This is a genomic window from Pseudomonas sp. LAMO17WK12:I10, assembly GCF_900215185.1.
Classification (GTDB): domain Bacteria; phylum Pseudomonadota; class Gammaproteobacteria; order Pseudomonadales; family Pseudomonadaceae; genus Aquipseudomonas; species Aquipseudomonas chlororaphis.
In genome coordinates, this window is the sequence record NZ_OBDX01000002.1 from 151,394 (window position 1) to 177,556 (window position 26,163).

23 protein-coding genes and 4 tRNA genes are annotated in these 26,163 nt (G+C 64.1%); 9 read left to right on the forward strand and 18 right to left on the reverse strand.

The window, feature by feature from the left end; translation table 11 throughout:
- Positions 1-63 precede the first annotated feature (63 nt).
- The 5 genes from CRO75_RS02915 to CRO75_RS02935 form a co-directional block, all read right to left on the reverse strand.
- Complete coding sequence (locus tag CRO75_RS02915; protein WP_097134394.1) at positions 64-1,278, reverse strand: sugar transporter; 1,215 nt, start codon at positions 1,276-1,278, stop codon at positions 64-66.
- A gap of 279 nt (positions 1,279-1,557) precedes the next feature.
- Positions 1,558-1,633: transfer RNA gene (locus CRO75_RS02920), tRNA-Gly, on the reverse strand.
- Positions 1,634-1,636: 3 nt separating this feature from the next.
- Positions 1,637-1,712, reverse strand: a tRNA-Glu gene (locus CRO75_RS02925).
- A 104-nt stretch (positions 1,713-1,816) separates the two neighbouring features.
- Positions 1,817-1,892, reverse strand: a tRNA-Gly gene (locus CRO75_RS02930).
- 2 nt (positions 1,893-1,894) lie between these two features.
- Positions 1,895-1,970 (reverse strand) — tRNA-Glu (locus CRO75_RS02935).
- Positions 1,971-2,335: 365 nt separating this feature from the next.
- On the opposite strand from CRO75_RS02935, the gene CRO75_RS02940 reads away from it, so the two are divergent.
- A complete protein-coding gene (locus tag CRO75_RS02940) occupies positions 2,336-3,106 on the forward strand; it encodes a hypothetical protein (RefSeq protein WP_085530208.1) in 771 nt (256 codons plus the stop codon).
- An 87-nt stretch (positions 3,107-3,193) separates the two neighbouring features.
- Here CRO75_RS02940 and CRO75_RS02945 read toward each other — a convergent pair whose 3' ends face one another.
- Both CRO75_RS02945 and CRO75_RS02950 read right to left on the reverse strand, forming a co-directional pair.
- A complete protein-coding gene (locus CRO75_RS02945; protein WP_097134395.1) occupies positions 3,194-5,158 on the reverse strand; it encodes a methyl-accepting chemotaxis protein in 1,965 nt (654 codons plus the stop codon).
- A gap of 207 nt (positions 5,159-5,365) precedes the next feature.
- Complete coding sequence (locus CRO75_RS02950) at positions 5,366-6,127, reverse strand: SDR family oxidoreductase (protein ID WP_097134547.1); 762 nt, start codon at positions 6,125-6,127, stop codon at positions 5,366-5,368.
- Between the two features lie 233 nt (positions 6,128-6,360).
- Here CRO75_RS02950 and CRO75_RS02955 point away from each other — a divergent pair, with 233 nt between their 5' ends.
- Positions 6,361-7,368: an NADP-dependent oxidoreductase gene (locus CRO75_RS02955; RefSeq protein WP_097134396.1), complete on the forward strand. Its 1,008-nt coding sequence runs from the start codon at positions 6,361-6,363 to the stop codon at positions 7,366-7,368.
- Between the two features lie 84 nt (positions 7,369-7,452).
- Here the strand turns inward: CRO75_RS02955 and pyrF are convergent, their stop codons facing one another.
- Complete coding sequence (gene pyrF / locus CRO75_RS02960; RefSeq protein ID WP_007931610.1) at positions 7,453-8,151, reverse strand: orotidine-5'-phosphate decarboxylase; 699 nt, start codon at positions 8,149-8,151, stop codon at positions 7,453-7,455.
- 315 nt (positions 8,152-8,466) lie between these two features.
- Between pyrF and CRO75_RS02965 the strand changes: the two genes are divergently transcribed.
- Entirely contained in the window at positions 8,467-9,231 is a 765-nt protein-coding gene (locus tag CRO75_RS02965) for a response regulator (protein ID WP_097134397.1), read from the forward strand.
- A complete protein-coding gene (locus CRO75_RS02970) occupies positions 9,231-10,268 on the forward strand; it encodes an ATP-binding protein (protein ID WP_097134398.1) in 1,038 nt (345 codons plus the stop codon). The genes CRO75_RS02965 and CRO75_RS02970 overlap by 1 nt, the downstream gene beginning before the upstream one ends.
- Positions 10,269-10,356: 88 nt before the next feature.
- On the opposite strand, the gene CRO75_RS02975 is transcribed toward CRO75_RS02970, so the two are convergent.
- The 10 genes from CRO75_RS02975 to CRO75_RS03020 all read right to left on the reverse strand — a co-directional run bounded on the left by CRO75_RS02975 (position 10,357) and on the right by CRO75_RS03020 (position 18,989).
- Positions 10,357-11,412: an AI-2E family transporter gene (locus tag CRO75_RS02975; RefSeq protein ID WP_097134399.1), complete on the reverse strand. Its 1,056-nt coding sequence runs from the start codon at positions 11,410-11,412 to the stop codon at positions 10,357-10,359.
- Between the two features lie 82 nt (positions 11,413-11,494).
- The gene (locus CRO75_RS02980) at positions 11,495-12,301 is read right to left on the reverse strand and encodes a DUF4892 domain-containing protein (protein ID WP_037004558.1); all 807 of its coding nucleotides are present in this window, start codon (positions 12,299-12,301) and stop codon (positions 11,495-11,497) included.
- 8 nt (positions 12,302-12,309) lie between these two features.
- Positions 12,310-12,969, reverse strand: coding sequence for a glutathione S-transferase N-terminal domain-containing protein (locus CRO75_RS02985; RefSeq protein ID WP_097134400.1), 660 nt, complete (start codon positions 12,967-12,969; stop codon positions 12,310-12,312).
- Between the two features lie 50 nt (positions 12,970-13,019).
- Complete coding sequence (locus tag CRO75_RS02990; protein ID WP_097134401.1) at positions 13,020-13,874, reverse strand: alpha/beta fold hydrolase; 855 nt, start codon at positions 13,872-13,874, stop codon at positions 13,020-13,022.
- Entirely contained in the window at positions 13,871-14,677 is an 807-nt protein-coding gene (locus CRO75_RS02995; protein ID WP_097134402.1) for an alpha/beta hydrolase, read from the reverse strand. The genes CRO75_RS02990 and CRO75_RS02995 overlap by 4 nt, the downstream gene beginning before the upstream one ends.
- A 114-nt stretch (positions 14,678-14,791) precedes the next feature.
- Entirely contained in the window at positions 14,792-15,235 is a 444-nt protein-coding gene (locus tag CRO75_RS03000) for a hotdog fold thioesterase (protein ID WP_097134403.1), read from the reverse strand.
- Positions 15,236-15,265: 30 nt separating this feature from the next.
- On the reverse strand, positions 15,266-16,933 hold the full coding sequence (locus tag CRO75_RS03005; protein WP_097134404.1) for an AMP-binding protein: 1,668 nt from the start codon (positions 16,931-16,933) through the stop codon (positions 15,266-15,268).
- Positions 16,934-17,151: 218 nt separating this feature from the next.
- Positions 17,152-17,601 (reverse strand): phosphohistidine phosphatase SixA, encoded by a 450-nt coding sequence (gene sixA, locus CRO75_RS03010; RefSeq protein ID WP_097134405.1) that lies wholly within the window; start codon positions 17,599-17,601, stop codon positions 17,152-17,154.
- Positions 17,598-17,945, reverse strand: a complete 348-nt coding sequence (locus CRO75_RS03015) for a DUF4389 domain-containing protein (RefSeq protein ID WP_007931570.1) — start codon at positions 17,943-17,945, stop codon at positions 17,598-17,600. Before CRO75_RS03015 ends, sixA begins: the two co-directional genes overlap by 4 nt.
- 18 nt (positions 17,946-17,963) lie before the next feature.
- A complete protein-coding gene (locus CRO75_RS03020) occupies positions 17,964-18,989 on the reverse strand; it encodes an NAD(P)H-dependent glycerol-3-phosphate dehydrogenase (protein WP_097134406.1) in 1,026 nt (341 codons plus the stop codon).
- Between the two features lie 194 nt (positions 18,990-19,183).
- Here CRO75_RS03020 and CRO75_RS03025 point away from each other — a divergent pair, with 194 nt between their 5' ends.
- From CRO75_RS03025 to fabB, 5 genes are all read left to right on the forward strand, one after another.
- Positions 19,184-21,307: a TonB-dependent receptor gene (locus tag CRO75_RS03025; RefSeq protein WP_097134407.1), complete on the forward strand. Its 2,124-nt coding sequence runs from the start codon at positions 19,184-19,186 to the stop codon at positions 21,305-21,307.
- Between the two features lies 1 nt (position 21,308).
- Positions 21,309-22,238, forward strand: a complete 930-nt coding sequence (locus CRO75_RS03030; protein ID WP_177409717.1) for an ABC transporter substrate-binding protein — start codon at positions 21,309-21,311, stop codon at positions 22,236-22,238.
- Positions 22,235-24,136, forward strand: a complete 1,902-nt coding sequence (locus CRO75_RS03035) for an ATP-binding protein (protein ID WP_097134408.1) — start codon at positions 22,235-22,237, stop codon at positions 24,134-24,136. Before CRO75_RS03030 ends, CRO75_RS03035 begins: the two co-directional genes overlap by 4 nt.
- A gap of 248 nt (positions 24,137-24,384) precedes the next feature.
- Entirely contained in the window at positions 24,385-24,900 is a 516-nt protein-coding gene (gene fabA, locus CRO75_RS03040) for a 3-hydroxyacyl-[acyl-carrier-protein] dehydratase FabA (RefSeq protein ID WP_007931558.1), read from the forward strand.
- An 11-nt stretch (positions 24,901-24,911) separates the two neighbouring features.
- Positions 24,912-26,132: a beta-ketoacyl-ACP synthase I gene (fabB, locus tag CRO75_RS03045; protein ID WP_007931556.1), complete on the forward strand. Its 1,221-nt coding sequence runs from the start codon at positions 24,912-24,914 to the stop codon at positions 26,130-26,132.
- Positions 26,133-26,163 lie beyond the last annotated feature (31 nt).

A 26,163-nucleotide genomic window follows, 5' to 3' on the forward strand; every position in this document is an offset into this window, starting at 1 on the left:
GATTCAGCCGAATCATTGCCCCCTCTTTTTACCTGGCGTCTCTCGGCGCCCTACTCCAGGGCCCTACTTCTCTGTCACGACCTCAGCACCGTCGGCGCCCGAAGCGCTGGACCGGGTCAGGCGGTAGATGGATGCGCAGTAGAGCAGCAGCGCCAAGCTCGCCAGCAAGCCGCCGGCCAAGCCGATATAGGCGAACCCGAGTTGGCCCCCTACCCAACTGCCAAGCAGCGCGCCGCCGCCGATGCCGATATTGTAGATCCCCGAAAACAGCGCCATTGCCACATCGGTAGCGTCCGCAGCGAGCACCAGGACCCTGGACTGCAGCGCCAGCCCGAAGCCCATGATCGCCATCCCCCAGATCAGGCTGAGCCCGCCCATATACGAGACCTTCCCGCTCAACGGCAACAGCAATGCCAGGCACAGAATGAGCAACGCCACCGTCACCAGCAGAAAGCGCTGCGGGCTGTAGCGGTGAAACCTGCTGAACAACAGCGAGCCGAAGATACCGGCGCCACCGAACAGCAGCAGGATGAGGGTCACCACATCGCCACTCAAGCCGGCCACCACCTTGATGAAAGGCTCGATGTAGCTATAGGCCGTGAATTGCGCGGTGACCACCAGGGCCGTCAGCACATAGAGCGCCATCAGCGCAGGCCGCTTGAACAGCACCGGCAGGCTTCTGAGAGACCCCGAATTCTGGCTGGGCAACAACGGCAGGCTCCTGGCCAGCCAGAACACCAGCGCGGTAGCCAGGCCAGCAATTACGATAAAGGTGGTCCGCCAGCCCATGGCCTCGCCCAGCAACCTGCCGAGGGGAATACCCAGCACCATCGCCAAGGAAGTACCGGTAGCCAGCAGGCCCAGGGCCTGGACCTGTTTTCCCGGTGGCGCCAGACGCACCGCCAGGGACGCGGTAATGGACCAGAACAGCGCATGGGACAAGGCCACACCGACCCGGCTCAGCAACAGCATGCCGAAACTCGTGGCCAGCCCCGACAGGATATGACTGGCAATAAACATCCCGAACAGCACGAGCAACAGCTTGCGCCGCTCGACGTTGCGCGTCAGCAGCATGACCGGCAGCGAAGTCAGGGACACTATCCAGGCATAAAGAGTGAGCATCAGACCGACCCGGGCCGTCGACAGGTCGAAGCTGCTGCCGATCGAGCTCAATAGCCCGACGGGGACGAACTCCGTGGTGTTGAACACAAAGGCCGCCAACGCCAGTGCGATGACCGCCCGCCAATTACCCTTAGTTGTCGCCACGCAGATACTCATTTAAAGGTGCACCACTCTATCGATGGTCAATCCGGCCCGGACCTTCGCAAACCCTGTGCCAAACACCCACTCACAAAGGCAGGGCGCACGGTCAGGAACATGCAGGCGCCGAACAGGATCTGCGCCAGCGTACAGGACAAGGGGAAAGCAGCGTCATCCGGCACTACAGAGGAGCAATGGACCGAAACTCGGCCACTGCCGACGGAAACGAAAAAAGGGTCCCGAATGGGACCCTTTTTCGATGAGTTACAGACTGTTGAAAATCTGTAGCTCCATGTTTGGAGCGGGAAACGAGACTCGAACTCGCGACCCCGACCTTGGCAAGGTCGTGCTCTACCAACTGAGCTATTCCCGCAAATGGCGTCCCCTAGGGGACTCGAACCCCTGTTACCGCCGTGAAAGGGCGGTGTCCTAGGCCACTAGACGAAGGGGACACGCTACCCGGAACACATGGTGTGTGTTTCGGTGTCCAGATCCGCCTCCGAAGACTTGGTTCTGGTTTCACTCAGCCCCGCCCGAAAGCAGTGCCGTTTAAAATTGGAGCGGGAAACGAGACTCGAACTCGCGACCCCGACCTTGGCAAGGTCGTGCTCTACCAACTGAGCTATTCCCGCATTGGCGTCCCCTAGGGGACTCGAACCCCTGTTACCGCCGTGAAAGGGCGGTGTCCTAGGCCACTAGACGAAGGGGACACGCTACAACATTCACTCCCTGCCGCGTTTCGCTGTGTGCTTTACGCTGCAAGTGGCGCGCATTCTATGGATGGATTGGAGGGTCGTCAACCCCCTGATATAAATTTATTTAAATCAATGACTTCGGGGTGGTTTGCGAGCCCTTTCGGGCATTTGTGCAGCCTGTGCCTTGACGCCTATATTCTGACACTCGACAAGACGCTATAGTCCACATCCTTAGGTGATGGCAATATGAAACCAGCCAGACATTTCCTATATAAGCAGAGAATCGGCCTGTTTCTGCTCGTCGACCTGCGCTAGGCGCCCCAAGGCTAAGTCACTACACTCGCCACTCGTACGCGAACCCCAGAAAGAGGTCTTACACGGTGACACCACTCATGATCACCCTGCTAGTAGTAGCCGGGATCGTAATATTGATCGCCATTGGCTACATGAACCATGTGGTGGAAAACAACAAACTGGAAAAGGCCCGTACCAAGGTCGAACTCAATGACCGCCTGCGCCGCTGTGGCGAAATCACCGAGACCTTCCCCGGCCAGTTCATGTCGCCAGGGCTCAAGTTGCTGATGACCCGCCTGGAGCTCAACGTCGTTCAGCGTCTGTTGAACCTGAACAAGTCCGATGCCACGCTCAAGGCGCGTATCGCCGAGTTGAACGCGCTGGTCGGCCAGGGCGAATCGATTCCGGTCAACAACCCGCCCTGCCCGATCCAGACCGAAGCCAAGGCCAAGGACGTGCGCTTTCTCCTGGAAGCCCTGCATGGCCAGGTGACGCGCGCCGCCCAGGACGGTTTCCTGCCGACCAATGAAGCCAAGCACTGGATCAGGGAAATCCGCCATATCCTGGTGCTGCTGCATATCGAGTTCTTCAACAACCTCGGCCAGTACGCCCTGCAGCAGGAACAACCTGGCCAGGCGCGCCTGGCGTTCGAGCGCGGTGTGCAGTACCTGCGCAAGCAGCCGGATCCGGCGGTCTATCGGGAACAGCTGGAGTACCTGGAAAAACTCCTGGCCCGCTCCAACGCGATGGTGCTGACCAATACCCAGCCGGTCGAAGGCGAGGTCAACCAATTGACCGAAGGCCTGAAGGTCGTCGAAGCCGACGCCGACTGGAAGAAGAAAGCCATTTACGACTGACCGGCAACGGCCGTGCGAGCCATTCGCGCGGCACGATCCATAAGGCTGCGCCCCTGGCGGCGCAGCCTGTAGCAAGCACCCGCGGCATTACAACCGGAAATGCCCGACCATCCCCTTCAACTCCGCCCCCAACTGCGCCAGCTCGATGCTCGACGCTGCATTGCCCTGCATGGCCAGTGACGACTGATCGGCGCTGGCGCGGATGCTGGTGACGCTGCGGTTGATCTCTTCGGCGACCGAGCTTTGTTGCTCGGCGGCCGCGGCGATCTGCTGGTTCATCTGCTGAATCAGCGACACCGCCGTGGCGATGCTACCCAGCGCGCTTTCGGTCTGCAGCGCATCGCTGACCGCCAGCTTGACCAGTTCGCCGCTGCTCTGGATCTGCTGCACCGAGGACTGCGCCGCCGAACGCAAGGCACTGACCAGACGTTCGATCTCTTCGGTGGATTGCTGGGTACGCTTGGCCAGGGCCCGCACTTCGTCGGCCACCACCGCGAAGCCCCTGCCCTGCTCGCCGGCACGCGCCGCTTCGATGGCCGCGTTCAGCGCCAGCAGGTTGGTCTGCTCGGCGACACTCTTGATCACGCTGAGCACGGTGCCGATGTTCTGGATCTCGGCGCTGAGGCTTTCGATGCTGGAGCTGGCGCTGGTGGCCGAATCCGCCAGCTGTTCGATGCGCTGCATGCTCTGGCGCACCACCTGCTGGCCACTTTCGACCTTGTCGTCGGCGGTCTGCGCCGCCTGCGCGGCTTCTTCGGCGTTGCGCGCGACGTCGTGCACGGTGGCGGTCATCTGGTTCATCGCCGTGGCCACCTGCTCGGTTTCTTCCTTCTGGCTGCTGACTTCCAGATTGGTCTGTTCGGTCACCGCCGACAGCGACTGGGCCGAGCTGGCCAACTGTTCGATGCCTGCCTGCAGGCCGCTGACAATACCGCTCAGGCCGCTACCCATCTGTTGCATCGCCAGCATCAGCTGGCCGATTTCGTCCCGGCGCGTCACCTCCACCGTCGCGCTCAGGTCACCGGCGGCGATCTGCTGCGCTACGTGCATCACGCTGCGCAGCGGAGTGACGATCAAGCGGGTAATGATCCAGGCCGCCAACACGCCCACCAGCAACGCCAGGGCCGAGGACGCGATGATCAGCAGCGAATTCTTTTTCAGCTCCGCCTGCATCGACTGATCCTGCGCGCCGTAGGCCTGGTCGACCCGCTCCATCACCTGCGCGGCGCGCTCGTGCAGCTGCTGATAGACCTTTTTCTCCTGCGCCAGCAAGCCGGTGTATTCGGCGAGCTTCTCGCTGAAACCACCGATATGCCCGACCACTTCGTTGAGCACCGTCTGATAACCGGCGTCCTTGACCAGGGTCTTGAGCTGCTCGGCCTGGGCCAGGGCCTGGTCGGCCTGTTCGATCTTGCCCTGCTCGACCTCTTCCTCGCCCTTGCGGCTCTGGTCCAGGCGCACCCGGGCTTCGTTCATGGCTTGCAGCATCAGGCGCGAAACCTGGCTGACCTGATTGGCCTGCTCGACGAACTCGCTGCCCTCCTTGCCGGCGGACTCCTTGAGGCTATAGGTACCGTCGTCGGCCAGGCCGGCCTGCAGCACGTCAAGGTTATTGGCCACGCTGGACACTGACCAACTGGCCATTTCCAGCGCCAGGTCCTTGGCCTGGGTCAGCTCGACGAATTCGTCGAAGGCCTTGCGGTAAGCCCCCAACGCCTGCTCGACATCGGTCATCACCGGTACATTCGCCGCCGAACGCTCCTTGAGCTGCGCCGCCAGGGCCAGCAAGGCGTCGACGCCCTCGTGCAAGGCGTCCGCGGTTTTGGCGTCGCCGTGCAAGGCATAGTTCTGTTCGAGCAGGCGCACCTTGAGCAGGCCGCTGTTGAGCGACGACATCTGCTTGAGGCCATCGAAACGCTGGCTGATGGTCTGCAGGGACCAGACGCCGATGGCGGCTACCAGCGCCGTCAGCAGCAGCACCAGGGTGAAGCCGACACCCAGTTTTTTCGCCATGCCGAGGTTGGCAAAACGTCCGTTCGTGGCCGAATTCATTGCGCTCAGTCCCCTTCCAGTCCCCAATGGCAACAGGGCCATTGTCCAGTTTTGCAGGTTCGCAACGGGCTGCACTGGAGCACAAGTCTCTGGCGTCGGAATAATGGCAAAAAGCTACGTTCAGGTCGTTTTCAGAATGGTCGAGGTCGATCCGGTACAGCCCAGGCAACGCTTGGTCACCTGGGCCGCCCCTAAGGCAGGCGAGCGTCAGATGGCGGTGGCGCCACCGTCGACCGCCAGCGCCTGGCCGGTGGTGAAGGCCGCGCCATCGCTGCACAGATACAGCACCGCGCTGGCGATTTCCTCGACCTTGCCGATCCGCCCGACCGGGTGCATAGCCGCGGCGAATTCGGCTTTCTTCGGATCGGCCTCGTAGGCACGGCGAAACATATCGGTGTCAATCACCGCCGGACACACCGCGTTAACCCGGATTTTCTTCTTTGCATACTCAATGGCCGCCGACTTGGTCAGGCCGATCACCGCATGCTTGGAGGCGGCATAGATGCTCATCTTCGGCGCCGCGCCCAGACCGGCCACCGATGCGGTGTTGACGATGGCCCCGCCGCCCTGGGCGAGCATCAGCGGCAACTGGTGTTTCATGCACAGCCAGACGCCCTTGACGTTGACTCCCATGATCGCGTCGAACTCATCCAGGGTGCCGTCCGCCAGCTTGCCCTTCTCGATTTCGATCCCGGCATTGTTGAAGGCATAGTCGAGTCGGCCATAGCTGCTTACCACCTGGGCCATCAGGTTCTGCACATCCGCCTCATCGGTAACGTCGCAGCGCACGAACAGTGCCTCGCCACCGGCGGCGCGAATCAATTGCACCGTGCCCTCACCACCGGCGACGTCGAGGTCGGCCGCCACTACTTTCAGCCCCTGCGTGGCGAACGCCAGGGCCGTGGCCCGGCCAATACCCGCCGCTGCGCCGGTGACCAAAACGACCTGGCCGGAAAACGTCATGCTCATGGTGATGCCCTCGATGGAATACATGGATCGGATTCGCCCAGTCTAGGCACAGGCAACGGGCACGCGGCAGCACTATCAGAGGGCCGGTTGCCGACTTATCCGCGGTGGTGATGAAAGCCGCCATACGACCATCACGCTTCTGGATCGCCCCCTATTCGCTACAGCGGCAAACCTTGCGGCATCAGGGCTGAAGGTCTATCAACTAGGGTTCCATCGATCCTTGAGTGCCTGCCATGACCACCCTGACCAATCGCCAGTTTCTGCTCGCCAAACGCCCGGTGGGCGCGGCGACCCGCGAAACCTTCACCTACCAGCAGGTTCCCGTCGGCGAACCCGCGGCGGGGCAGATCCTGGTGAAGAATGAGTACCTGTCCCTCGACCCGGCCATGCGCGGCTGGATGAACGAAGGCAAGTCCTACATCCCGCCGGTGGGCATCGGTGAAGTGATGCGCGCCCTGGGCGTGGGCCAGGTGATTGCCTCGAACAACCCCGGCTTCGCCGTCGGCGACTACGTCAATGGCGCCCTGGGCGTGCAGGACTATTTCCTCGGCGAGCCGCGTGGCTTCTATAAGGTCGATCCGAAGCTGGCACCGCTGCCGCGCTACCTGTCGGCCCTGGGCATGACCGGCATGACCGCCTATTTCGCCCTGCTGGACGTCGGTGCGCCGAAAGCCGGTGAAACCGTGGTGCTGTCGGGCGCGGCCGGCGCGGTGGGCAGCATTGCCGGGCAGATCGCCAAGATCAAAGGCTGCCGGGTGGTCGGCATCGCCGGCGGCCAGGACAAATGCAAGTTCCTGATCGACGAACTGGGCTTCGACGGAGCCATCGACTACAAGAGCGAAGACGTCCATGCCGGCCTCAAGCGCGAATGCCCGAAAGGCGTCGATGTGTATTTCGACAACGTCGGCGGCGACATTCTCGATGCCGTGCTCAGCCGCCTGAACTTCAAGGCCCGTGTGGTGATCTGCGGCGCCATCAGCCAGTACAACAACAAGGAGGCGGTCAAAGGCCCGGCCAACTACCTGTCGTTGCTGGTCAATCGCGCGCGCATGGAAGGTTTTGTGGTGATGGACTATGCGGCCCAGTTCGCCGCCGCCGGGCAGGAAATGGCCGGCTGGATGGCCAAGGGGCAGCTCAAGAGCAAGGAGGATATCGTCGAGGGGCTGGAGACTTTCCCGGAAACGCTGATGAAGCTGTTCAGCGGCGAGAACTTCGGCAAGCTGGTATTGAAGGTCAGTTGATCATCGAGGGCTGAAACGCATCGCGGCAAGCTGCGCTCCTACAGACGATCAGGAGCGCGGCTTGCCCGCGATTGTCTTTGCGGCTTATGCCAGCTCGGCCACCACGGCCGCCAGGGCCTTGGCCGGATCCGCCGCCTGGCTGATCGGACGGCCGATCACCAGGTAATCGGAACCGGCATCCAGCGCCTGGCGCGGGGTGAGGATGCGCCGCTGGTCGTCCTGGGCGCTGCCCGCCGGACGGATCCCCGGGGTCACCAGTTGCAGCGACGGGTGCGCCGCCTTCAGCGCCTGAGCTTCCAGGGCCGAACAGACCAGGCCGTCCATGCCGGCCTTTTCCGCCAGGGCGGCCAGGCGCAGCACCTGCTCCTGCGGCTCGATATCCAGGCCGATGCCGGCCAGGTCTTCACGCTCCATGCTGGTCAGCACGGTCACGCCGATCAGCAGCGGTTTCGGGCCGCTGCGCTGGTCGAGCACTTCGCGGCAGGCCGCCATCATGCGCAAGCCGCCGGAGCAGTGCACATTGACCATCCACACGCCCATCTCCGCGGCGGCCTTGACGGCCATCGCGGTGGTGTTGGGGATGTCATGGAATTTCAGGTCGAGGAAGACTTCAAAACCCTTGTCGCGCAGGGTGCCGACGATTTCCGAAGCGCAACTGGTGAACAGTTCCTTGCCGACTTTGACCCGGCACAGCTTGGGGTCCAGCTGATCAGCCAGTTTCAGTGCGGCGTCACGGGTGGGAAAGTCCAGGGCGACGATGATAGGAGTCTGGCAAGCGGACATGAAGGGGCTCTCAGGCAAGTCGAAATCGGCGCGGATTGTAGCGCAAGCGACGACGCTCCGGGACCCGATGATCGGTAATTCATCGCCAACGGCAGCTCCCGTACCGATAAAACCGTGCAAATGCCCGACCCTGGCGGCAATTGTGTCGAGCCCGATACACTCCCGACACGCCGGCAACACCCCGCCCGGCTACCCTCGCCAGCCGCAACACTCCCGAACAGCACTTCCAGCCCCAGGGCCGGACGCCTATGCTGAAGCCACCACCTCGCCGCCCCTCTTTGTGGCTGGCAGCCTACCTGGCAGACGATCGCACGCATGCACAACACTCCAGCTCCCCTCAATGACGATCAGAAAGCACCTGGCACGGGTGACGACAAGCGCTGGAACACCCGGGCGCTGATCGTCGACGACGATGTACCGATCCGCGAACTGCTGATCGACTACCTGGCCCGCTTCAATATCCACGCCACCGGCGTGACCGACGGCGCGGCGATGCGCCAGGCCTTGCAGGCGGAACACTTCGACGTGGTGGTGCTCGACCTGATGCTGCCCGGCGAGGATGGCCTGTCCCTGTGCCGCTGGCTGCGTAACGAATCGGACATCCCGATCCTGATGCTGACGGCCCGTTGCGAGCCCACCGACCGGATCATCGGCCTGGAGCTGGGGGCCGACGACTACATGGCCAAGCCCTTCGAGCCCCGGGAACTGGTGGCGCGGATCCAGACCATCCTGCGCCGGGTCCGCGACGACCGCACCGAGCAGCGGGCCAATATCCGCTTCGACAACTGGCGCCTGAACAGCGTGCTGCGCCAGCTGATCTCCGCCGACGGTCTTGTCGTGCCGCTGTCCAACGCCGAGTTCCGCCTGCTCTGGGTGTTCATCGAACGCCCGCGCCGGGTCCTGAGCCGCGAACAGTTGCTGGACGCCGCCCGTGGCCGCTCCATCGAAGCCTTCGATCGCAGCATCGACCTGCTGGTCTCGCGCCTGCGGCAGAAGCTCGGCGACGACCCGAAATCGCCGCAGCTGATCAAGACCGTGCGTGGTGAAGGCTATCTGTTCGACGCCCGAGACATCGGCTGATGCGTGGGCGCTTCGATACGCTGTTCGGCCGCCTGTTCGGGGTGCTGCTGATCGCGATCGTGCTCGCCCACCTGCTCGCCTTTTTCTGGTTCCGTCTCTACGGCCCACCTCCACGCCCGCCGGCCAGCGAATTCAGCGGCCAGCCACAGCCCGGCAGTGGGCGTTTCGAGCCACGGCCACCACGTCCCTGGTTCGGCGGCCCGATCGTGCCGCTGACGTTCCAGTTCATCTCGCTGATCATCGCCGCCTGGTACGGCGCCAAGCTGCTGACCCGGCCGATCCAGCGCCTGAGCGATGCCGCCGAGCGCCTCAGCGAAAACCTCGACAGCCCGCCGCTGGACGAGTCCGGCCCACGGGAAGCGCGGCAGGCGGCCCACACCTTCAACCTGATGCAGCGGCGCATCCAGGAACAGGTCAAGCAACGCGGGCGCATGCTTGGCGCGGTTTCCCATGACCTGCGCACGCCGCTGTCGCGCCTCAAGCTGCGCCTGGAACAGATCGAGGACAACAAGCTGCAGGGCCAGATGCGCCAGGACCTCGACGACATGATCAGCATGCTCGACGCGACCCTGAGCTACCTGCATGAACAGCGCACCAGCGAGGCCCTGCAGTGGATGGATGTGCAGGCGCTGGTGGAGTCGCTCTGCGAAAACGCCCAGGACCAGGGCGCCGACGTGCGGACCAATGGCCATTGCGCGCCCCTGCAAGTGCAGCCGATGGCGTTGCGTTCCTGCCTGAACAACCTGCTGGACAACGCCCTGCGCTATGCCGGGCATGCCCGTATCAGCCTGCAGGACAGCCGCGAGCAGGTGCGAATCCAGGTCATCGACCATGGCCCGGGCATCGCCGAAGACCAGCGCGAAGCCGTGTTCGAACCCTTCTACCGGCTGGAAGGCTCGCGCAACCGCAATTCCGGCGGCGTCGGCCTGGGCATGACCATCGCCCGCGAGGCCGCCGAACGCCTGGGTGGGCAACTGCACCTGGAAGAAACCCCCGGTGGCGGCCTGACCACCGTGGTGCGCCTGCCCCGCGCCTGAGTCGCCCGTGTTCCGGGTGGTGCCCGGCTCCCGTCCACGAACCTTGCCCCCGGCGGCGTTCACGTCGGCCACTGCTGCCAAGCAGCGGCTACAGGCGCTTGTCTTCGACCCGCGCCTGGCTCGTGCTCCAGTCGGTCAACAGGCTGTAGGCCACGGCCAACAGGGTCGGGCCGATGAACAGGCCGATGAAACCGAACGCGATCAGCCCGCCGAAGACCCCGAGCAGCACGATCACCAGCGGCAGGTTGCCGCCGCGGCTGATCAGGTAGGGTTTGAGCACGTTGTCGACGCCACTGATGATGAAGGTGCCCCAGATCCCGAGGAACACCGCCATCCCGTATTCGCCCTTCCAGGCCAGCCAGGCGGTGGCCGGAATCCACACCAGCGGCGGCCCCATGGGAATCAGGCTGAGCAGGAAAGTGACGATCCCCAGCACCAGCGCACCCGGCACGCCGGCGATCAGGAACCCGATCAGGGCCAGGACTGCCTGGGCCGCGGCGGTGCCGATCACACCGTTGACCACCCGCTGCACCGTACCGGCCACCAGCTCGATGTAGTAGCCGGCGCGGTCGCCGATCAGGCGCTCCAGTAGCCCGTGGACGAACACCGCCAGGCGCGGCCCGTCGCGATAGAAGAAAAACACGAAGACGATGCTCAGGGTCAGCTCGAGGATCCCGCCACCGATCTGCGCGCTACGGGCCAGTAGCCAGTTGCCGACCTGCCCCAGGTAGGGCTTGATCGCCAGCATCATCGCCGCGCCCTGCTGGTCGATGCTGTTCCACAGCCCCACCAGCCGTTCACCGACGAAGGGCACGCCGGCCAGCCAGCTCGGCGCTGCGGGCAGGCCATCGACCTGCACATCCTTGATAAAGGCGGTGGCGTCACGCACATGGTCGGCCAGGTTGAAGCCGAGCCAGACCAGCGGCGCCGCCACCAGCAGCATCCAGCCCAGGGTCAGCACGGCCGCGGCCAGGGACTCGCGGCCATTGAGCCAGCGGGTCAGCAGGCGCATCAGCGGCCAGCTGGCAAACGCCAGGACCGCCCCCCAGAACAACGCGGACCAGAACGGCGCCATGACCCAGAAGCTGGCGCCGAACAGCACCAGAAGCAGGATCTGCACCAACAGGCGATCATTATTGAGCATTTGGCATCTCGAGAAAGGTCAACTCACCAAGCGTAGGCGAACGGTGGATACCCGTTCGTCCAAGCCCGTTCAATGCAGCGGTTCAGCGCAGCAGCTCAAGACGCAGGCCAGGGGCCTCGCGGCTGCCGCTTTCCATGCGTGCCGCCCGCACGCCCTGGCCGATCAGGGCCTGGCGCCAGGCCTCGGCATTCGGCCCGGAAACACTGACCCGCAAGGTGGTATCGAGGTTCAACCCGCGCGACAGCAAGGTCAGCCAGGTCGGCTGGGGCTCGCCGCCGAGCTTGGGCAGGTCCAGCTCGCCGGTGTCCTTGAGCTGGCGCAACAGGGTGGCCGAGGTCGGCAACAACTCGCCCAGGGGGGTGCTGGCGTCGAATTGCTCGACATGCAGGTACGCCCGGCGGTTGCCGCGGGTAATGCTGTACAGGGCCACCAGCGAATTGTCGTTGGGCGCGGCCAGGCGCAACAGCAGGTACGCCTGCTGGGCATCGGCGCCATACAGCTTGGCGTTGCCGAACACCTCGTTGGCCCACAGGCTGCTTTCCCCGCAATCGCGGGCCTGGCACCAGAACAACAGTTCGGCGCCCTGCCCCTGCAAGGCTTCGCGGGCGGCGGTAAAGGCCGCGGTCGAGGAATGTTCCGGCGGCAACTCGTAGGTCACCGACGTCGTGGTGCCACGAGCGCCGACCTGGCCATCGAAACGCAGCTGGCCGCTGATCTTGCGGATCGAGCCCATGGGGTAGATCCGCTCCATCTCGGCCGCCGGACGATAGTCGACAATCTGCGCGTCAGGCATGCGCGGTACGATCGGCAAGTCATGGCTGCCGGGCAAATCGGCGGCGAACAGCAAGGGGCTGACAGCGGACAACAGCAGGACACTGGATAAACGCATGGGTGCTCTCATCGGATCAGCATGGCCTGGGCGCCCTTGATGACACTGGCGTCATCCGTGCGTTGCGGGACCAGCAGCCCGCGCTGCACCGCCGGCCGCGCCTCGAGGGTCGCCATCCAGCGTTGCAGGGCCGCCAGGCCGTCCACCGAAACCCCGGACCATTCATGGCCGCGCACCCAGGGAAAGGTGGCGATATCGGCAATGCTGTAGTCGCCGGCAAGGAACTCGACCTCCTGCAAGCGGGTGTCGAGCACCTCGTACAGGCGCCGGGTTTCATGCTGGTAACGATCGATGGCGCCCTGGAGCTTTTCCGGAAAATAACGGAAGAACACGTTGGCCTGGCCCTGCATAGGACCGATGCCGCCCATCTGGAACATCAGCCACTGGATCACCCGGGAACGGCCCTGGGGATCGCTGGGCAGCAGTTGCCCGCTGAGTTCAGCCAGATAGATGAGAATCGCGCCGGACTCGAACACGGCAAAATCGCCGTTGGCGCGGTCGACAATCGCCGGAATCCGGCCATTGGGATTGATCTTGAGAAAGCCTGGAGCCTTTTGTTCCTTCTTGTCGAAACTCAGGGCATGCACCGTATAGGGCAGGCCGAGTTCCTCGAGCACGATAGAGACCTTGTGGCCATTCGGGGTCGCAGCGGTATAGAGATCTATCATGGTTGTCTCCCATTTCAACCCGCCCAGCCTCGACAGTTGCCCGCTGCAAGTCAAGAAACGGCGAAAAACCTATTGAAACAGTCTGCAACAAGGATCGCGCCGTCTTCGTCGTTCAAGTGCAGGTGATGGCCACCGGGCAGCTGTTCCCGGCTGAAGGGTAGCCGCTCCAGCAACTCCGGGTGCTTGGCCAGCATGCCGTCGGCCGCCACCACCAGATGGGCCGGACAGGCCAGGCGCAGGACGAACGTCAGGGCCTGCTCCTGGGTCAGGCGCAGCGGCGAAGCCAGGGTCAGGCGGCTGTCGCTGCGCCAGGTGTAGCCCCCCGGGACCGGCATCAGGCCGCGTTGCGCGAGCAGTTCGGCGGCTTCGCGGCTGACCGCGACCATGCCCTTCATCCGCGCCTCGATGGCGCGGTCCAGGGTGGCGTAGACCGGCTTGCGCTTGTCCCGCAGGTCCAGCTGAGCCTGCAGGGCCATGCCCATGCGCTCGGCGGCGTTTTCCCCACTGGCGGTCGGCGGAATCACCCCATCGATCAGCGCCAGGTGGCTCACCCGCTCGGGCAACGAGCCGGCCAGCACCAACGAGACGATCGCCCCCAGGGAATGCCCGAGCAGGCCAAAGCGTTTCCAGCCCAGCTGCTCGGCGACCTGCAACACGTCATATACGTAATCCCAGAGCGCATAGCTGGCGCCCAGGGGGCGGTGTCCGGAATGGCCATGCCCGGCCATGTCCAGGGCGACGATGCGCAAGCCGCGCAACCTGGGCGCCAGCCGCGCGAAGCTGTTGGCGTTGTCCAGCCAGCCGTGCAAGGCAATGACCGGCAAGCCGTCCTCGGGGCCGAACAGGTGCGCCGCCAGCTCGATATGCGGCAGGCTAAGGCGGACCTCTTCCACCGCGGCGCTCATGCGCAGCTCCGTTCAGCGCGGGCTTCCCAGCGGCTGAAGAGTTTTTTCAGCAGGGCCGCGGTGTCCTGCGGGCGCTCCAGCGGGAACATATGCCCGCCCGGCATGCTCAAGGATTCGCCATGGGGCATGCGCCCGACACTGCTGGCGTGGTGCTTCATCACCACCCGGCTCTGCCGCCCGCGCACCACCGCCAGCGGCACCTTCAACTGGCGGGGGCGGCCCGGGCTGGTGTGCGGCACGCCGCGATAGATGCTGATCTCGGTGGCCGGGTCGAAACGCAGCCGCAAACGGCCGTCGACCTGATGCAGGCCATGTTGCAGGTAGGCGTCGAAACACTCGGGGTCGAAGCCGCGGAACAGGGTCTTGCCGGCAAAATACTTGCGCGCCGACTCCAGGTCGTTGAACTCCTCGCGTCGGCCCAGGGTCCGGCCGGCGGGGGTCAGGCGATCGATGAAACCGAACCGCTTGGCGGCGCGAATCACCCATTGATCGGCGCGGGTCAGCACCGGCGAATCGAGCATCACCACCCCGCGATACAGCTCCGGGCAGCGCAGCGCCGCATGCAGATGCAGGACGCCGCCGAAGGAATGGCCGACCCCCCACACCGGCTCGGCCTGCTGTTGCAGATGGTGGATCAGTTCGTCCACCAGGTTCAGCCAGTTGTCGTCCGCCGGAAAGCGCGGGTCATGGGCGTGCTGCTGCAAATGCGCCACCTGATATTCGGGGGCCAGGGCGGCGAACAACTTGCCATAGGTACCCGAGGGAAATCCGTTGGCGTGAGTGAAAAACACCTGTTGCGACATACCGGCTAACTCATGAACAAAAAACGATGGCTGATTGTCCGCATGCCATTACCCGGCGGCAATGACAGTAACGGTCAAGAATGATGACACTCCGCTTCAGCCTATGGGTACCCCTCAACGTGCCGGCGGCGTCTGCCCCAGCGGCACTACGGCCATGGTCAGGCGCGATACGCAGCTGGCCTTGCCTTCGTCGCTGCAGAGGCGGATATCCCAGACATGGGTGGTACGCCCGATATGAATCGCCCTGGCCACCGCTGTCACCCGGCCGGAACGCAGGCCGCGCAGATGGTTGGCGTTGATCTCCAGGCCCACGCAGTAGAACTTGCTGGCGTCGATGCACAGGTAGCTGGCCATGGAGCCGACCGTCTCCGCCAGCACCACCGAGGCGCCGCCATGCAGCAGGCCATAGGGTTGGTGGGTGCGATGGTCGATCACCATGCTCGCGATCAGGGATTCGTCGTCGAAGGACTCGAAGCGGATGTCCAGCACCTCACCGATGGTGTTTTTCTGGATCGCGTTCAGTTGCTCGATGTTCGGGGTGGTACGCCATAGGCTCATCACTGCATCCTTTTGGGTGGTTATCCGCGCTCAATCCTGCCACAGCACCGCTTCGGAGCGCTCGCTCCACTCTTTGAAGCGCTCGCCGTAGGTGGCTTCGATGACATTGCGCTTGATCTTCAGGGTCGGGGTCAGAAAGCCGTTTTCCACCGCCCAACTGTCCTTCACCACCACCAGGCGGTGCAAGCGTTCATGTTTGTCGAGCGCGCCATTGACCTCATCGAGCAGGCTTTCCAGGCTCGCATGCAGGCCACCACGGGCGTTGCCTGCGGCGTCCTGCAAACCGGCCGCGGACAACACGCACAAGCCCAGCGGCGCGCTCAGGCCATCGCCGACCACACACACCTGCTCGATCCGCGAATGCACCGCCAGGCGGTTCTCGATCGGCGCCGGGGCCACGTACTTGCCCTTGCTGGTCTTGAAGATCTCCTTGAGCCGCCCGGTCAGGCGCAGATTGCCGTCGGCGTCCTGCTCGCCCTTGTCGCCGGTGCGCAGGAAACCATCCGCGGTGACGGTTTCCGCGGTCTTCTGCGGGTCCTTGAAATAGCCGAGCATGGTCGCCCCGCTGCGCACCTGGACCTCTCCGGACTCGTCGATCCGTACCTCGACGTCCGGGCAGGGCCGGCCGATCCAGCCGGGTACATGCTGGCCGCTGCGGCCGATATGGGAATAACCGCAACTTTCGGTCATGCCGTACACCTCCAGCACGTCGAGGCCCAGGCGCTGGTACCAGTCCAGCAGGGTCTGCGGCACCGGCGCGGCGCCGGACAAGGCGACCCGCAGGGCGTCCAGCCCTAGCCCGGCCAGCACCTTGTGCCCGACCCGCTTGCCGATGAAGGGCAGGCCCAGCAGGAAGTCCAGGCGCTTGGCCGGGACCTTGCTGTACACGCCCATCTGGAACTTGGTCCAGATCCGCGGCACGCCGAACAACGCCGTGGGCCGCGCTCGCTGCAAGTCGGTGAGAAAGGTCTCCAGGCTCTCGGCGAAGAACACCGTCTGCCCGGTATAGATCGCCGCCAGCTCGACGAACATGCGCTCGGCCACATGGCACAGCGGCAGGTAGGACAGCAGCCGGTCCGTCGGCCCGAGGCCGAATAGCTGGGTGCCGCGTGAAGCCGCGAAACCCAAGGTGCCGAAGCTGTGCATCACGCCCTTGGGCAGGCCGGTGGTGCCCGAGGTGTAGATGATGGTCGCCAGTCGCTCGGCGGCGGGGTTGGGGTCGTCCTGGATCGGCGAGCACTGCTGCAACTCGTCCCAGGTGAAGTCGAAGCGGCCTTCGGGGCAGATCGGCAGGCTGATGGTCGGCAGCCCGGGCTTCACGCCGGGGGCCATCGCCGGCCAGTCGTCGAGCTTGCCGATGAACACCAGGGCCGACTCGGAATGTTCCAGCACCTGGGCCACCGAATCGGCGGTCAGGTTGGGATACAGCGGCACAGAAACGTGACCGGCCATCCAGATCGCCAGGTCGGCGATGATCCAGTGGGCGCAGTTCTTGGAAATGATCGCGACATGACTGCCCGGCGGCAGCTCGCGGGCACGCAGCCAGTGGGCGGCGCAGCGGGCCTGGTGGCCGACGTCGGCCCAGGTCAGCTCCTCGACCCGGCCACCGCCCAGGGGCTGGACCAGGAAACGTTGGCGGGGATGACGAGCTTCGCGCTCGTAGAACACTTCCAGCGGCAAACGAAAAGCAGCAGACATGCGACTCGCTCCTTTGTTTTTGTTCTGATCGTGAGGCTAGCCAACCAAGCACTTGCTCGGGCGACTATTCCACGCACAAAGAAACGCCGCAAGTTAAGAAATGTAGCGAAAAGCACAGATCGTCGCAGGAGCGAGGCTTGCCCGCGATGAAGGCGGACGCGCTGCTTCGGACAGTCCGCGCCGCTTCCTTCCGCGGGCAAGGGCTCGGGGATTCAGGCTCAGGGATTCTTGATGCTGTTGAGGGTCATCAGGCCGGCCAGCGGCCAGTCGCCTTCGAGTTCCGCCAGGCCCGCGGTGTGCATCGGCTGGGGATTGCGCAGATGGCCGTGCTGCAGGAGGCCGATCAGGTTGCCCACCAGCGGCTGATGGCTGACCAGCAGCACGTTGTCCGCCGAGTCGAGCTGGGCGACCACCGACAGTGGGTTATTGTCCGGCGTCAGCCAGGACACGGTGCGGATTTCCGCTTCGAAGCCCAGGGCTTCGCGCACCAGCTTCGCCGTCTGCTGCGCCCGCGCATAAGGGCTGGCGATGATCGCGCTGAGCGGCTGGCCGATCAGATGCGCGGCGCTGCGCAGCGCTTCCTCGCGGCCATGCTCGGTCAGGTTGCGCTCGGCATCGCTGCGCGCGTGAGGCTCAGCTTCACCGTGACGCAGCACCCAGAGCTTCACAGCTTGGGCTCCTCGTCCCGCACCGGATGGGGCGCCGGTGGCACCACATGCGGCGCTTCGCCTTCAGGCGCGCGCGGGGCCGGCCAGTCGGCGAACGGCCAAGGCTTCTGGTCGGTGTGGAAACTGCCGAAACGACCGATCTGCGCCAGGAACTGGCTCAGGCTGTCGCCGAAGTTCATCAGGCTGGCACTCGGCGAGCCGTAGATCAGCCGGTAGATCAACTGCACCAGCACCAGCGCGCCGAGGATGAATTGCGCCACTTGCCAGACCAGCACGAACACCAGCATCCACAGCACACGCAGCAGGATGGATTCGTACTTGGCTTCGGAATTCGTATCGTTCATGTCTCGCTCCTGTCCTGCTCAGTTGAAACCACTGGGGGAGATAAAGTCGACATCGGTTTTCGGCTCGCCACGCATCAGCAGCTCGATGACCTGGTTCAGCGTGCGCCCCTCAAACAGGATGGCATGTAATCCGGCCACCAGCGGCATATATACGCCCACTTCCTGCGCCTTGACCTTGAGCACCTTGAGGGTGTTCACGCCTTCGGCCACCTCGCCGAGCCGGTCCACCGCCTCTTCCAGGCTCAGGCCTTCGCCCAGGGCGAACCCGACCTGATAGTTGCGGCTCTTGGGCGACGAGCAGGTGACGATCAAATCGCCAACCCCCGCCAGGCCGAGGAAGGTCATCGGGTTGGCGCCCTGGCTGACCGCGAAACGGGTCATTTCCGCCAGCGCCCGGGTAATCAGCATGCTCTTGGTGTTTTCCCCCATGCCCAGCGCCACGGCCATGCCGGCGATGATCGCATAGACGTTCTTCAACGCCCCGCCCAGCTCGACGCCAAAGCGGTCGGCGCTGGCATAGACGCGGAAGGTCCGGCCATGCAGGGCCGCCTGCACACGCTGGCAGAGTTCTTCGTCTTCGCTGGCGACCACGGTGGCGGTCAAGGCGTGTTCAGCCACTTCGCGGGCCAGGTTCGGCCCGGACAGCACGCCGATCCGCGCTTGCGGGGCGATCTCTTCGAGAATTTCACTCATCAGCTTGAAGGTCTGCGCCTCGATGCCCTTGGTCAGGCTGACCAGCAGCTTGCCGGCGAGCAACTGCGCATGGGGCGCCAGCACCGAGCGCAGGGCGCTGGAGGGCAAGGCGACAAAACACAGGTCACAGTCGTTCAGGGTGGCCAACAGATCGGTCACCGGCTCCACCGCCGGATGAATCTTGATGCCTTTGAGGTAACGCGGATTTTCGCGATGAATGCGAATGGCCTCCGCCTGCTCCGGGTCACGCATCCACTGCCGCACCCGATGACCGTTCTCGGCCAGCAGATTGGCCACGGCGGTACCAAAGCTTCCGCCTCCCAGGACCGCGATAGGGCGCTGTTCAGTCATATGCAATCCGTCAATCCATACAGTGGCGATGGCGGCATTATACGGGGCGGCCCTGCGGCGGCCAGCCCTGTGAACAATTAGGCACAAATGCCGGGAAAACACCGATTAGGACGGGGAATGTCGGGGTTATCGACTGGAAAACCCGGTCATCTCGGTTAACATGCGCGGCAATTACTCGTTATCAAGGCTGTGCCGTGTATCCTGGCCCTCCCCTCTCCCGCCCATCCCTGTTGCTGGCGCTGCTTTGCAGCACCCCGGTGCTGGCCGACGATCTGTTCCTGGACAGCCAGCCGCTGCCGGAAATCCTCACCGCCACCCGTCTGAAACAGTCCCCCGCGGCCGTGCCCGGCAGCATGACCGTGCTCGACAGCGAACTGATCAACGCCAGCGGCGCCCGCGATATCAGCGAGCTGCTGCGCCTGGTACCGGGGATGATGGTCGGCAATATCAGCGGCAACCAGGCCGCGGTGAACTATCACGGCACCAATGCCAGCGAAGCGCGCCGCATGCAGGTGCTGATCGATGGGCGCTCGGTGTACCGGGCGGGCCTGGCCACCGTGGACTGGAGCGACATTCCGGTGGCCATGGAGGACATCGAGCGCATCGAGGTGTTCCGCGGCCCCAATACCGTCAGTTACGGCGCCAACGCGCTGATGGCGGTGATCAACATCATCACCCGCTCGCCCGCCAACAGCCATGGCACGCGGATCAAGGTCACCCGCGGCCAGCGCGGCATCAGCGACTGGTACGCCAGCCAGGGCACCGGCTGGGACACCGGCGACCTGCGCCTGTCGCTGTCCGGGCAGGAGGACGACGGCTTCGACAGCGACCGCAACGGCGCCGACTACCGCGACAGCCGACGCTTGAACCGCTTCAGCCTGTCGGTCAGCCAGATGCTCGACGAGCGGCAGAGCATCGACTGGCAACTCAGCGCCAAGGAAGGCAGCAACCAGCGCCCCTATACCTACCGACCGGTGTTCTCCGGCATCACTTCGGCCGGCTACAACTCCGACGTGATCGCCAAGGACTATGCCGGCTCGCTGCGCTGGAACCTGGACATCAACCCGGAGCACAGCCTTTATATACAAGGCTCGGCCCAGCACTGGGACCGCCAGCAGAACTGGCGCGCCTGTGACGCCGAAGTGTCGTTCAGCCCGGAACTGACCCGCCTCTGGCAGCTCAACCCGAACTACGCCGAACTGCTGGCCCGGCACATGGACAATTTCACCGGCTCCGGCGCCCCTCCCGGCACCGCGACCGAACAGGCCCTGGCGAACCAAGTGCTGACGCAATGGAAGGACGGCGCCAAGCGCACGGTCTGCGGCGATATCGACCAGAGCGCCCGCGAATCGCGCTACGACCTCGAACTGCAGGACACCCTGAGCCTGTCCGATGGCGTGCGCCTGGTCAGCGGCCTGAACTATCGCTACGACCGCGCCGACTCGCAAACCTATTTCAACGGCACCCTCGACGACAGCACCTGGCGCGCCTTCGGCCAACTGGAATGGCGCGCCACCGAACACTGGCTGTTGCAGGGCGGCGCCATGTTCGAGGACTCGCAGCTGAGCGGCAGCTCGCTGACCCCACGGGTGGCGGTCAACTACCTGATCAACCCGCGCCACGGCCTGCGGGCGGTGTATTCGGAAGCGATCCGCTCGCCGGACATGTTCGAGAACAACGTCAACTGGAGCTATCGGGTCACCAAGCTGAGCCCGACCGCCTACGGCCAGCCCAGCGCCCAGTACTTCGTCAAGACCCGTGGCCCGGGCAACCTCGACCAGGAACGCATGCGCTCCCGGGAGCTGGGCTACAACGGCTTTTTCGTCGATCTCGGGCTGAACCTCGATGTGAAGCTGTTCTACGACGAAATCAGCGGGATGATCAGCGAGCCGCTGCGCAACAACCAGTACATCGCCAGCAACAGCAACGCCTCACGTTTTGCCGGCAGCGAAACCCAGCTGGACTGGCGCCTGAACCCGGCGGACCGGCTGCGCCTGACATACGCCTATGTCGACGCCGAGGCCAGCAACCCGTTGGACGAGCAATTGACCGCGCGCCACAGCGGCTCGGCGGGCTGGTTGCGCGACTGGGGCCAGGGCTGGTCCGGCGCGCTCTTCTACTATGGTTCCAGCGCACTCAACGGTTATCGCTTCGAACGGGTCGATACCCGCGTCGCCAAGCGTATCCCCCTGGGCGAGGGCAGCCTGGAGCTGGCCGGCGTGCTCCAGCAACGGCTCGACGACGAGCCCACCACCTTTGTCGACAACAACTATGACTCGCACCACGTCCTCTACTTCAGTGCGGAGTTGACGTTCTAGCATGAGCCACCGTCAGTCAGGGATGACGCCTGCCTTGAACCGTTTCCGGGTTCGCCTGCTGCTGTTCTGTTGCCTCTGGGGTGCATTCCCCGCATGGGCGGCCCAGGTGTTGCTGACCGGCGCCGAAGACAGCGCCGGCGTGCAGGCCTTTGCCCAGGCACTGGCGCAACAGCGGCCACAGGACGACGTGCGCTTCGAGCTCCTGGCCAACCTGCCTGCCCCCGGTCAATTGCCAGCGGGCACCCGGCTGATCCTGCTCGACCCGGCCAGCCTCGAATGGCGCCAGCAGGAGGCCCAGGGCCCGGCCACGCTGGTGTTGCGCATCGGCCGGATCCAGGCTCAGCAGCGCCTGGGGGCCGCGCCCTCACCCCGGCTGAGCCTGTTATGGAGCGACCCGCCACTGGCTCGGCAATTGCGGCTGATCCGCAAGATCCTGCCCCAGGCCCGGCGGATCGGCGTGCTCTACGGCGCCGACAGCGAATTCCTGCTCAAGGAGCTGCATCAGGCCGCCCATCCCCTGGGGCTGGAAATCGTCGCCGAGCGCTGGGACGACACCAATGACAGCCGCCCGCTGCAAAGCCTGCTGAAAAGCAGCGACGTCCTGCTGGGGCTGGACGACCCGCAGCTGTACAACCCAAAAACCGCGAAGAACCTGTTATTGAGCAGCTATGCCCGGCAACTGGCGCTGATCGGCCCCAATGCCGGCTTCGTCAAGGCCGGCAGCCTGGCCAGCACCTACAGCGACCAGGACGACTGGCTGCAGGTGCTCGACGACTTGCTGGACCGACCCACGACCCACTGGCCACGTACCCTGTATCCGCAACCGTTCAAGGTGTTGAGCAACCCGCAGGTGGCACGCTCCCTGGGTGTCGAACCGATTGACGAGCAATCGGTGGCGACCCAGCTGGCCGAAGGAGAAAAACGCCCATGACCTTCCGTCGCCGTTGGGACATCAGTACCCGCACCCAGATCATCTGCCTCGGCCCGGCGCTGCTGCTGACCCTGCTGCTGATCAGCTTCTTTACCTTCGTGCGGATCCAGGATCTGCGCCAGGAGCTGAACCACACCGGTCAGTTGATCGCCAACCAGTTGGCGCCGGCCACCGAGTACGGGGTGATCTCGGGCAACAGCGAAGGCCTCGAGAGCCTGCTCAAGGCCACCCTGGCCACGCCCCATGTGCGTTTTCTCGAAGTCCAGGACAGCCGCAACAAGATCCTGGTGTACGTCGAACAGCCTTCGGAGACCCACCACCGCTCACAGCAGGTCGAAGTGTTCCAGGCCCCGGTGCGCCTGCAACGCATCCAGCTCAGCAACGACTTTTTCCAGGACGACCCGAGCGCCAGCGTGAGCCCCAGCGAGGACTACCTGGGGCGGGTGATCGTCGGCATGTCCAACGACGCCTTCAGCCAGCGCCAGCAGGAGATCCTGTTCAAGGCCGGCATCCTCGCGCTGTTCGCCCTGCTGTTCACCTTCCTCCTGGCCCGCCGCCTGGCGGCCAGCCTGTCGCAGCCGATCAGCGCCATGGGCACCGCGGTCAAGGCCATTCAACAGGGTGACTTCAAGACCCCGCTGCCGATCGTCGACGATGCCGAGCTGGGCGATCTTTCGCGGCATATCAACAACCTCGCCGCTGGCCTCGAACAGGCCAGCCGCGAGCAGCACCAGGCCATGGCCCAGTTGATCCAGACCCGCGAAGAAGCGGAGCGGGCCAACAATGCCAAGTCGGACTTCCTGGCGATGATGAGCCATGAACTGCGCACGCCCATGAACGGCGTGCTGGGCATGCTGCAACTGCTCGAAACCACCGAAATGACCGATGAACAGCACGAATACGCGGCGCTGGCCTCCGAGTCCACCGAACACCTGCTCAAGGTGATCAACGACATCCTCGACTTCTCGCGCATCGAGCGCTCGGCCCTGGAGCTGGAGCATATCCCGTTCAACCTCGCCGAACTGATCAGCAGTTCGGCCCAGGCCTTCCAGCACAGCGCCGCGCAACGCGGGCTGGACCTGCAACTGCGACTGCCGCCCGGCATGGAGTCGCTGCAGGTCAAAGGCGACCCGACGCGCATCCGGCAGATCCTGGTGAACCTGATCGGCAACGCGTTGAAGTTCACCGAGCAAGGCAGCGTCACCGTCGAGCCGCAATGGCAGGCCCTGGACCATGAGCTGCTGTGGTTCACCTGCAGCGTGCGCGACAGCGGGATTGGCATCAGCACCGAAAGCCTGGAACTGATGTTCAACGCCTTCCAGCAGGCCGACAGTTCGATTTCCCGGCGTTATGGCGGCACTGGCCTGGGGCTGCCGATCGCCCGCACCCTGGCCGAACGCATGGGCGGCACCCTGCGCGCCCAGAGCGAGGAAGGCCGCGGCTCGGTGTTCACCCTGGAGATCCCGCTGGCGCTGTACCAGCAAAGCCTGCCGGTGCTGGCGCCGCGGGTGCACAGCGGGCATGCCCATGGCGAAGGACGCAACGTGCTGCTGGTGGAAGACAACCCGGTCAACCAGACCGTGATCCAGGCCATGCTGCGCAGCCTGGGCTTCACGGTCAGTATCGCCACCGATGGCGCCCAGGCCGTTCGCAGCGCCGAAAGCCTGATCTTCGAGGCGATCCTGATGGATTGCCGGCTGCCGCTGATCGACGGTTACGAGGCCACCCGGCAGATCCGCCAACTGCCCGGATGCGCCGACCTGCCGATCATCGCCTTGACCGCCAACGCCTTGCAGGGCGACCGCGAAGCGTGTTTGTCGGCGGGAATGAACGATTACCTGGCCAAGCCGTTCAAACGCACGGATCTGCAGCAAATTCTCCAACGCTGGGTGCAGTAGCGACCACTTATCGACCATCTGCGACTGGCGTGAAGGGCGAAAGTGCGGCAGTCTTAGGCACCCGAACAGGCCCCTCACAGGGCCTGTATAATAATTTCAGTGCACAAGTGTACATTCATGTCCCTTGTGCTGTGACTTTCACCACAACGCAATAGTCTATGAGTAGGCTGCCGGCTCGAGGCATGAACGCTTCGATCGGCCGGGAAGATTTGCCCCACCCTGCCGCATGGGACTATTGAGGAGCTCGCATGACCAAACAAAACGCCTTTACTCGGGAAGATCTGCTGCGCTGCAGTCGCGGTGAGCTGTTCGGCCCAGGTAACGCGCAACTGCCCGCCCCGAACATGCTGATGGTGGATCGCATCACTCATATCAGCCAAGAGGGTGGCAAGTACGGCAAAGGTGAATTGGTCGCCGAGCTGGATATCACCCCTGACCTGTGGTTCTTCGCCTGCCACTTCGAAGGCGATCCGGTGATGCCGGGCTGCCTGGGCCTCGACGCCATGTGGCAACTGGTCGGCTTCTTCCTGGGCTGGCAAGGCCTGCCGGGCCGCGGTCGCGCCCTGGGCTCGGGCGAAGTGAAGTTCTTTGGCCAGGTGCTGCCGACCGCTAAAAAAGTCACCTATAACATTCATATCAAGCGCGTCCTCAAGGGCAAGCTGAACATGGCCATCGCCGATGGCTCGGTCAGCGTCGACGGCCGCGAAATCTACACCGCCGAAGGCCTCCGGGTCGGCGTTTTCACCTCCACTGACAACTTCTAAGGGTTATCCGCATGCGCCGCGTCGTTATCACTGGTCTGGGCATCGTTTCGTGCCTGGGCAATGACAAAGAGACCGTCTCCGCTAACCTGCGTGCAAGTCGCCCTGGCATCCGCTTCAACCCGGAATATGCCGAAATGGGTCTGCGTAGCCAGGTTTCCGGCTCCATTGACCTCAATCTCGAAGAGCTGATCGATCGCAAGATCTATCGCTTTGTCGGCCACGCGGCGGCTTACGCCTACCTGGCCATGAAAGACGCCATCGCCGACTCCGGCCTGACCGAAGAGCAGGTTTCCAACCCGCGTACTGGCCTGATCGCCGGCTCTGGCGGCGCCTCTACCCTGAACCAGATGGAAGCGCTGGACATCCTGCGCGAGAAAGGCGTCAAGCGCGTCGGCCCATACCGCGTGACGCGGACCATGAGCAGCACCGTTTCCGCGTGCCTGGCCACGCCGTTCAAGATCAAGGGCCTGAACTACTCCATCGCTTCCGCCTGCGCCACCAGTGCTCACTGCATCGGTACCGCCATGGAACAGATCCAGATGGGCAAGCAGGACATCGTGTTCGCCGGTGGCGGTGAAGAAGAACATTGGAGCCAGTCGTTCCTGTTCGACGCCATGGGCGCCCTGTCCAGCAAGCGCAATGACACCCCGGAACAAGCCTCCCGCGCCTACGATGCCGACCGTGACGGCTTCGTCATCGCCGGCGGTGGCGGCATGGTGGTGGTCGAGGAGCTGGAACATGCCCTGGCCCGTGGCGCGAAGATCTACGCCGAAATCGTTGGCTACGGCGCGACGTCCGACGGCTACGACATGGTGGCGCCAAGCGGCGAAGGTGCAATCCGTTGCATGCAGATGGCCATGTCCACTGTCGACGCACCGATCGACTACCTGAACACCCACGGCACCTCGACTCCGGTCGGCGACGTCGCGGAAATGAAAGGCGTGCGTGAAGTGTTCGGCGACAAGGCTCCAGCCATCAGCTCCACCAAGAGCCTGTCGGGTCACTCCCTGGGCGCCGCCGGCGTTCACGAAGCGATCTACTGCCTGCTGATGATGGAAGGCAACTTCATGGCAGGTTCGGCCAACATCGACGAGCTGGACCCGGAAGTGGCCGACATGCCGATCCTGACCAAGACTCGCGAAGACGCCACCATCAACACCGTGATGAGCAACAGCTTCGGCTTCGGCGGCACCAACGCCACCCTGGTCCTGAAGCGCTGGCAGGGCAAGTAAGCCCCGCCGCTTCACCCCATGAAAAACGCCC

Bases quoted from the DNA above. Each gene is read 5' to 3' on its own strand.
- CRO75_RS02985 (WP_097134400.1), bottom strand. From the start codon at position 12,969: ATGATAGATCTCTATACCGCTGCGACCCCGAATGGCCACAAGGTCTCT.
- fabA (WP_007931558.1), top strand. From the start codon at position 24,385: ATGACCAAACAAAACGCCTTTACTCGGGAAGATCTGCTGCGCTGCAGT.
- pyrF (WP_007931610.1), bottom strand. From the start codon at position 8,151: ATGTCCGCTTGCCAGACTCCTATCATCGTCGCCCTGGACTTTCCCACC.
- fabB (WP_007931556.1), top strand. From the start codon at position 24,912: ATGCGCCGCGTCGTTATCACTGGTCTGGGCATCGTTTCGTGCCTGGGC.
- CRO75_RS02980 (WP_037004558.1), bottom strand. From the start codon at position 12,301: ATGCGTTTATCCAGTGTCCTGCTGTTGTCCGCTGTCAGCCCCTTGCTG.
- CRO75_RS03030 (WP_177409717.1), top strand. From the start codon at position 21,309: ATGAGCCACCGTCAGTCAGGGATGACGCCTGCCTTGAACCGTTTCCGG.
- CRO75_RS03015 (WP_007931570.1), bottom strand. From the start codon at position 17,945: ATGAACGATACGAATTCCGAAGCCAAGTACGAATCCATCCTGCTGCGT.
- CRO75_RS02975 (WP_097134399.1), bottom strand. From the start codon at position 11,412: ATGCTCAATAATGATCGCCTGTTGGTGCAGATCCTGCTTCTGGTGCTG.
- CRO75_RS02950 (WP_097134547.1), bottom strand. From the start codon at position 6,127: ATGAGCATGACGTTTTCCGGCCAGGTCGTTTTGGTCACCGGCGCAGCG.
- CRO75_RS02945 (WP_097134395.1), bottom strand. From the start codon at position 5,158: ATGAATTCGGCCACGAACGGACGTTTTGCCAACCTCGGCATGGCGAAA.
- CRO75_RS03000 (WP_097134403.1), bottom strand. From the start codon at position 15,235: ATGAGCCTATGGCGTACCACCCCGAACATCGAGCAACTGAACGCGATC.
- CRO75_RS02955 (WP_097134396.1), top strand. From the start codon at position 6,361: ATGACCACCCTGACCAATCGCCAGTTTCTGCTCGCCAAACGCCCGGTG.
- CRO75_RS02990 (WP_097134401.1), bottom strand. From the start codon at position 13,874: ATGAGCGCCGCGGTGGAAGAGGTCCGCCTTAGCCTGCCGCATATCGAG.
- CRO75_RS02995 (WP_097134402.1), bottom strand. From the start codon at position 14,677: ATGTCGCAACAGGTGTTTTTCACTCACGCCAACGGATTTCCCTCGGGT.
- CRO75_RS02915 (WP_097134394.1), bottom strand. From the start codon at position 1,278: ATGAGTATCTGCGTGGCGACAACTAAGGGTAATTGGCGGGCGGTCATC.
- CRO75_RS02965 (WP_097134397.1), top strand. From the start codon at position 8,467: ATGCACAACACTCCAGCTCCCCTCAATGACGATCAGAAAGCACCTGGC.
- CRO75_RS03035 (WP_097134408.1), top strand. From the start codon at position 22,235: ATGACCTTCCGTCGCCGTTGGGACATCAGTACCCGCACCCAGATCATC.
- CRO75_RS03005 (WP_097134404.1), bottom strand. From the start codon at position 16,933: ATGTCTGCTGCTTTTCGTTTGCCGCTGGAAGTGTTCTACGAGCGCGAA.
- CRO75_RS03020 (WP_097134406.1), bottom strand. From the start codon at position 18,989: ATGACTGAACAGCGCCCTATCGCGGTCCTGGGAGGCGGAAGCTTTGGT.
- CRO75_RS02970 (WP_097134398.1), top strand. From the start codon at position 9,231: ATGCGTGGGCGCTTCGATACGCTGTTCGGCCGCCTGTTCGGGGTGCTG.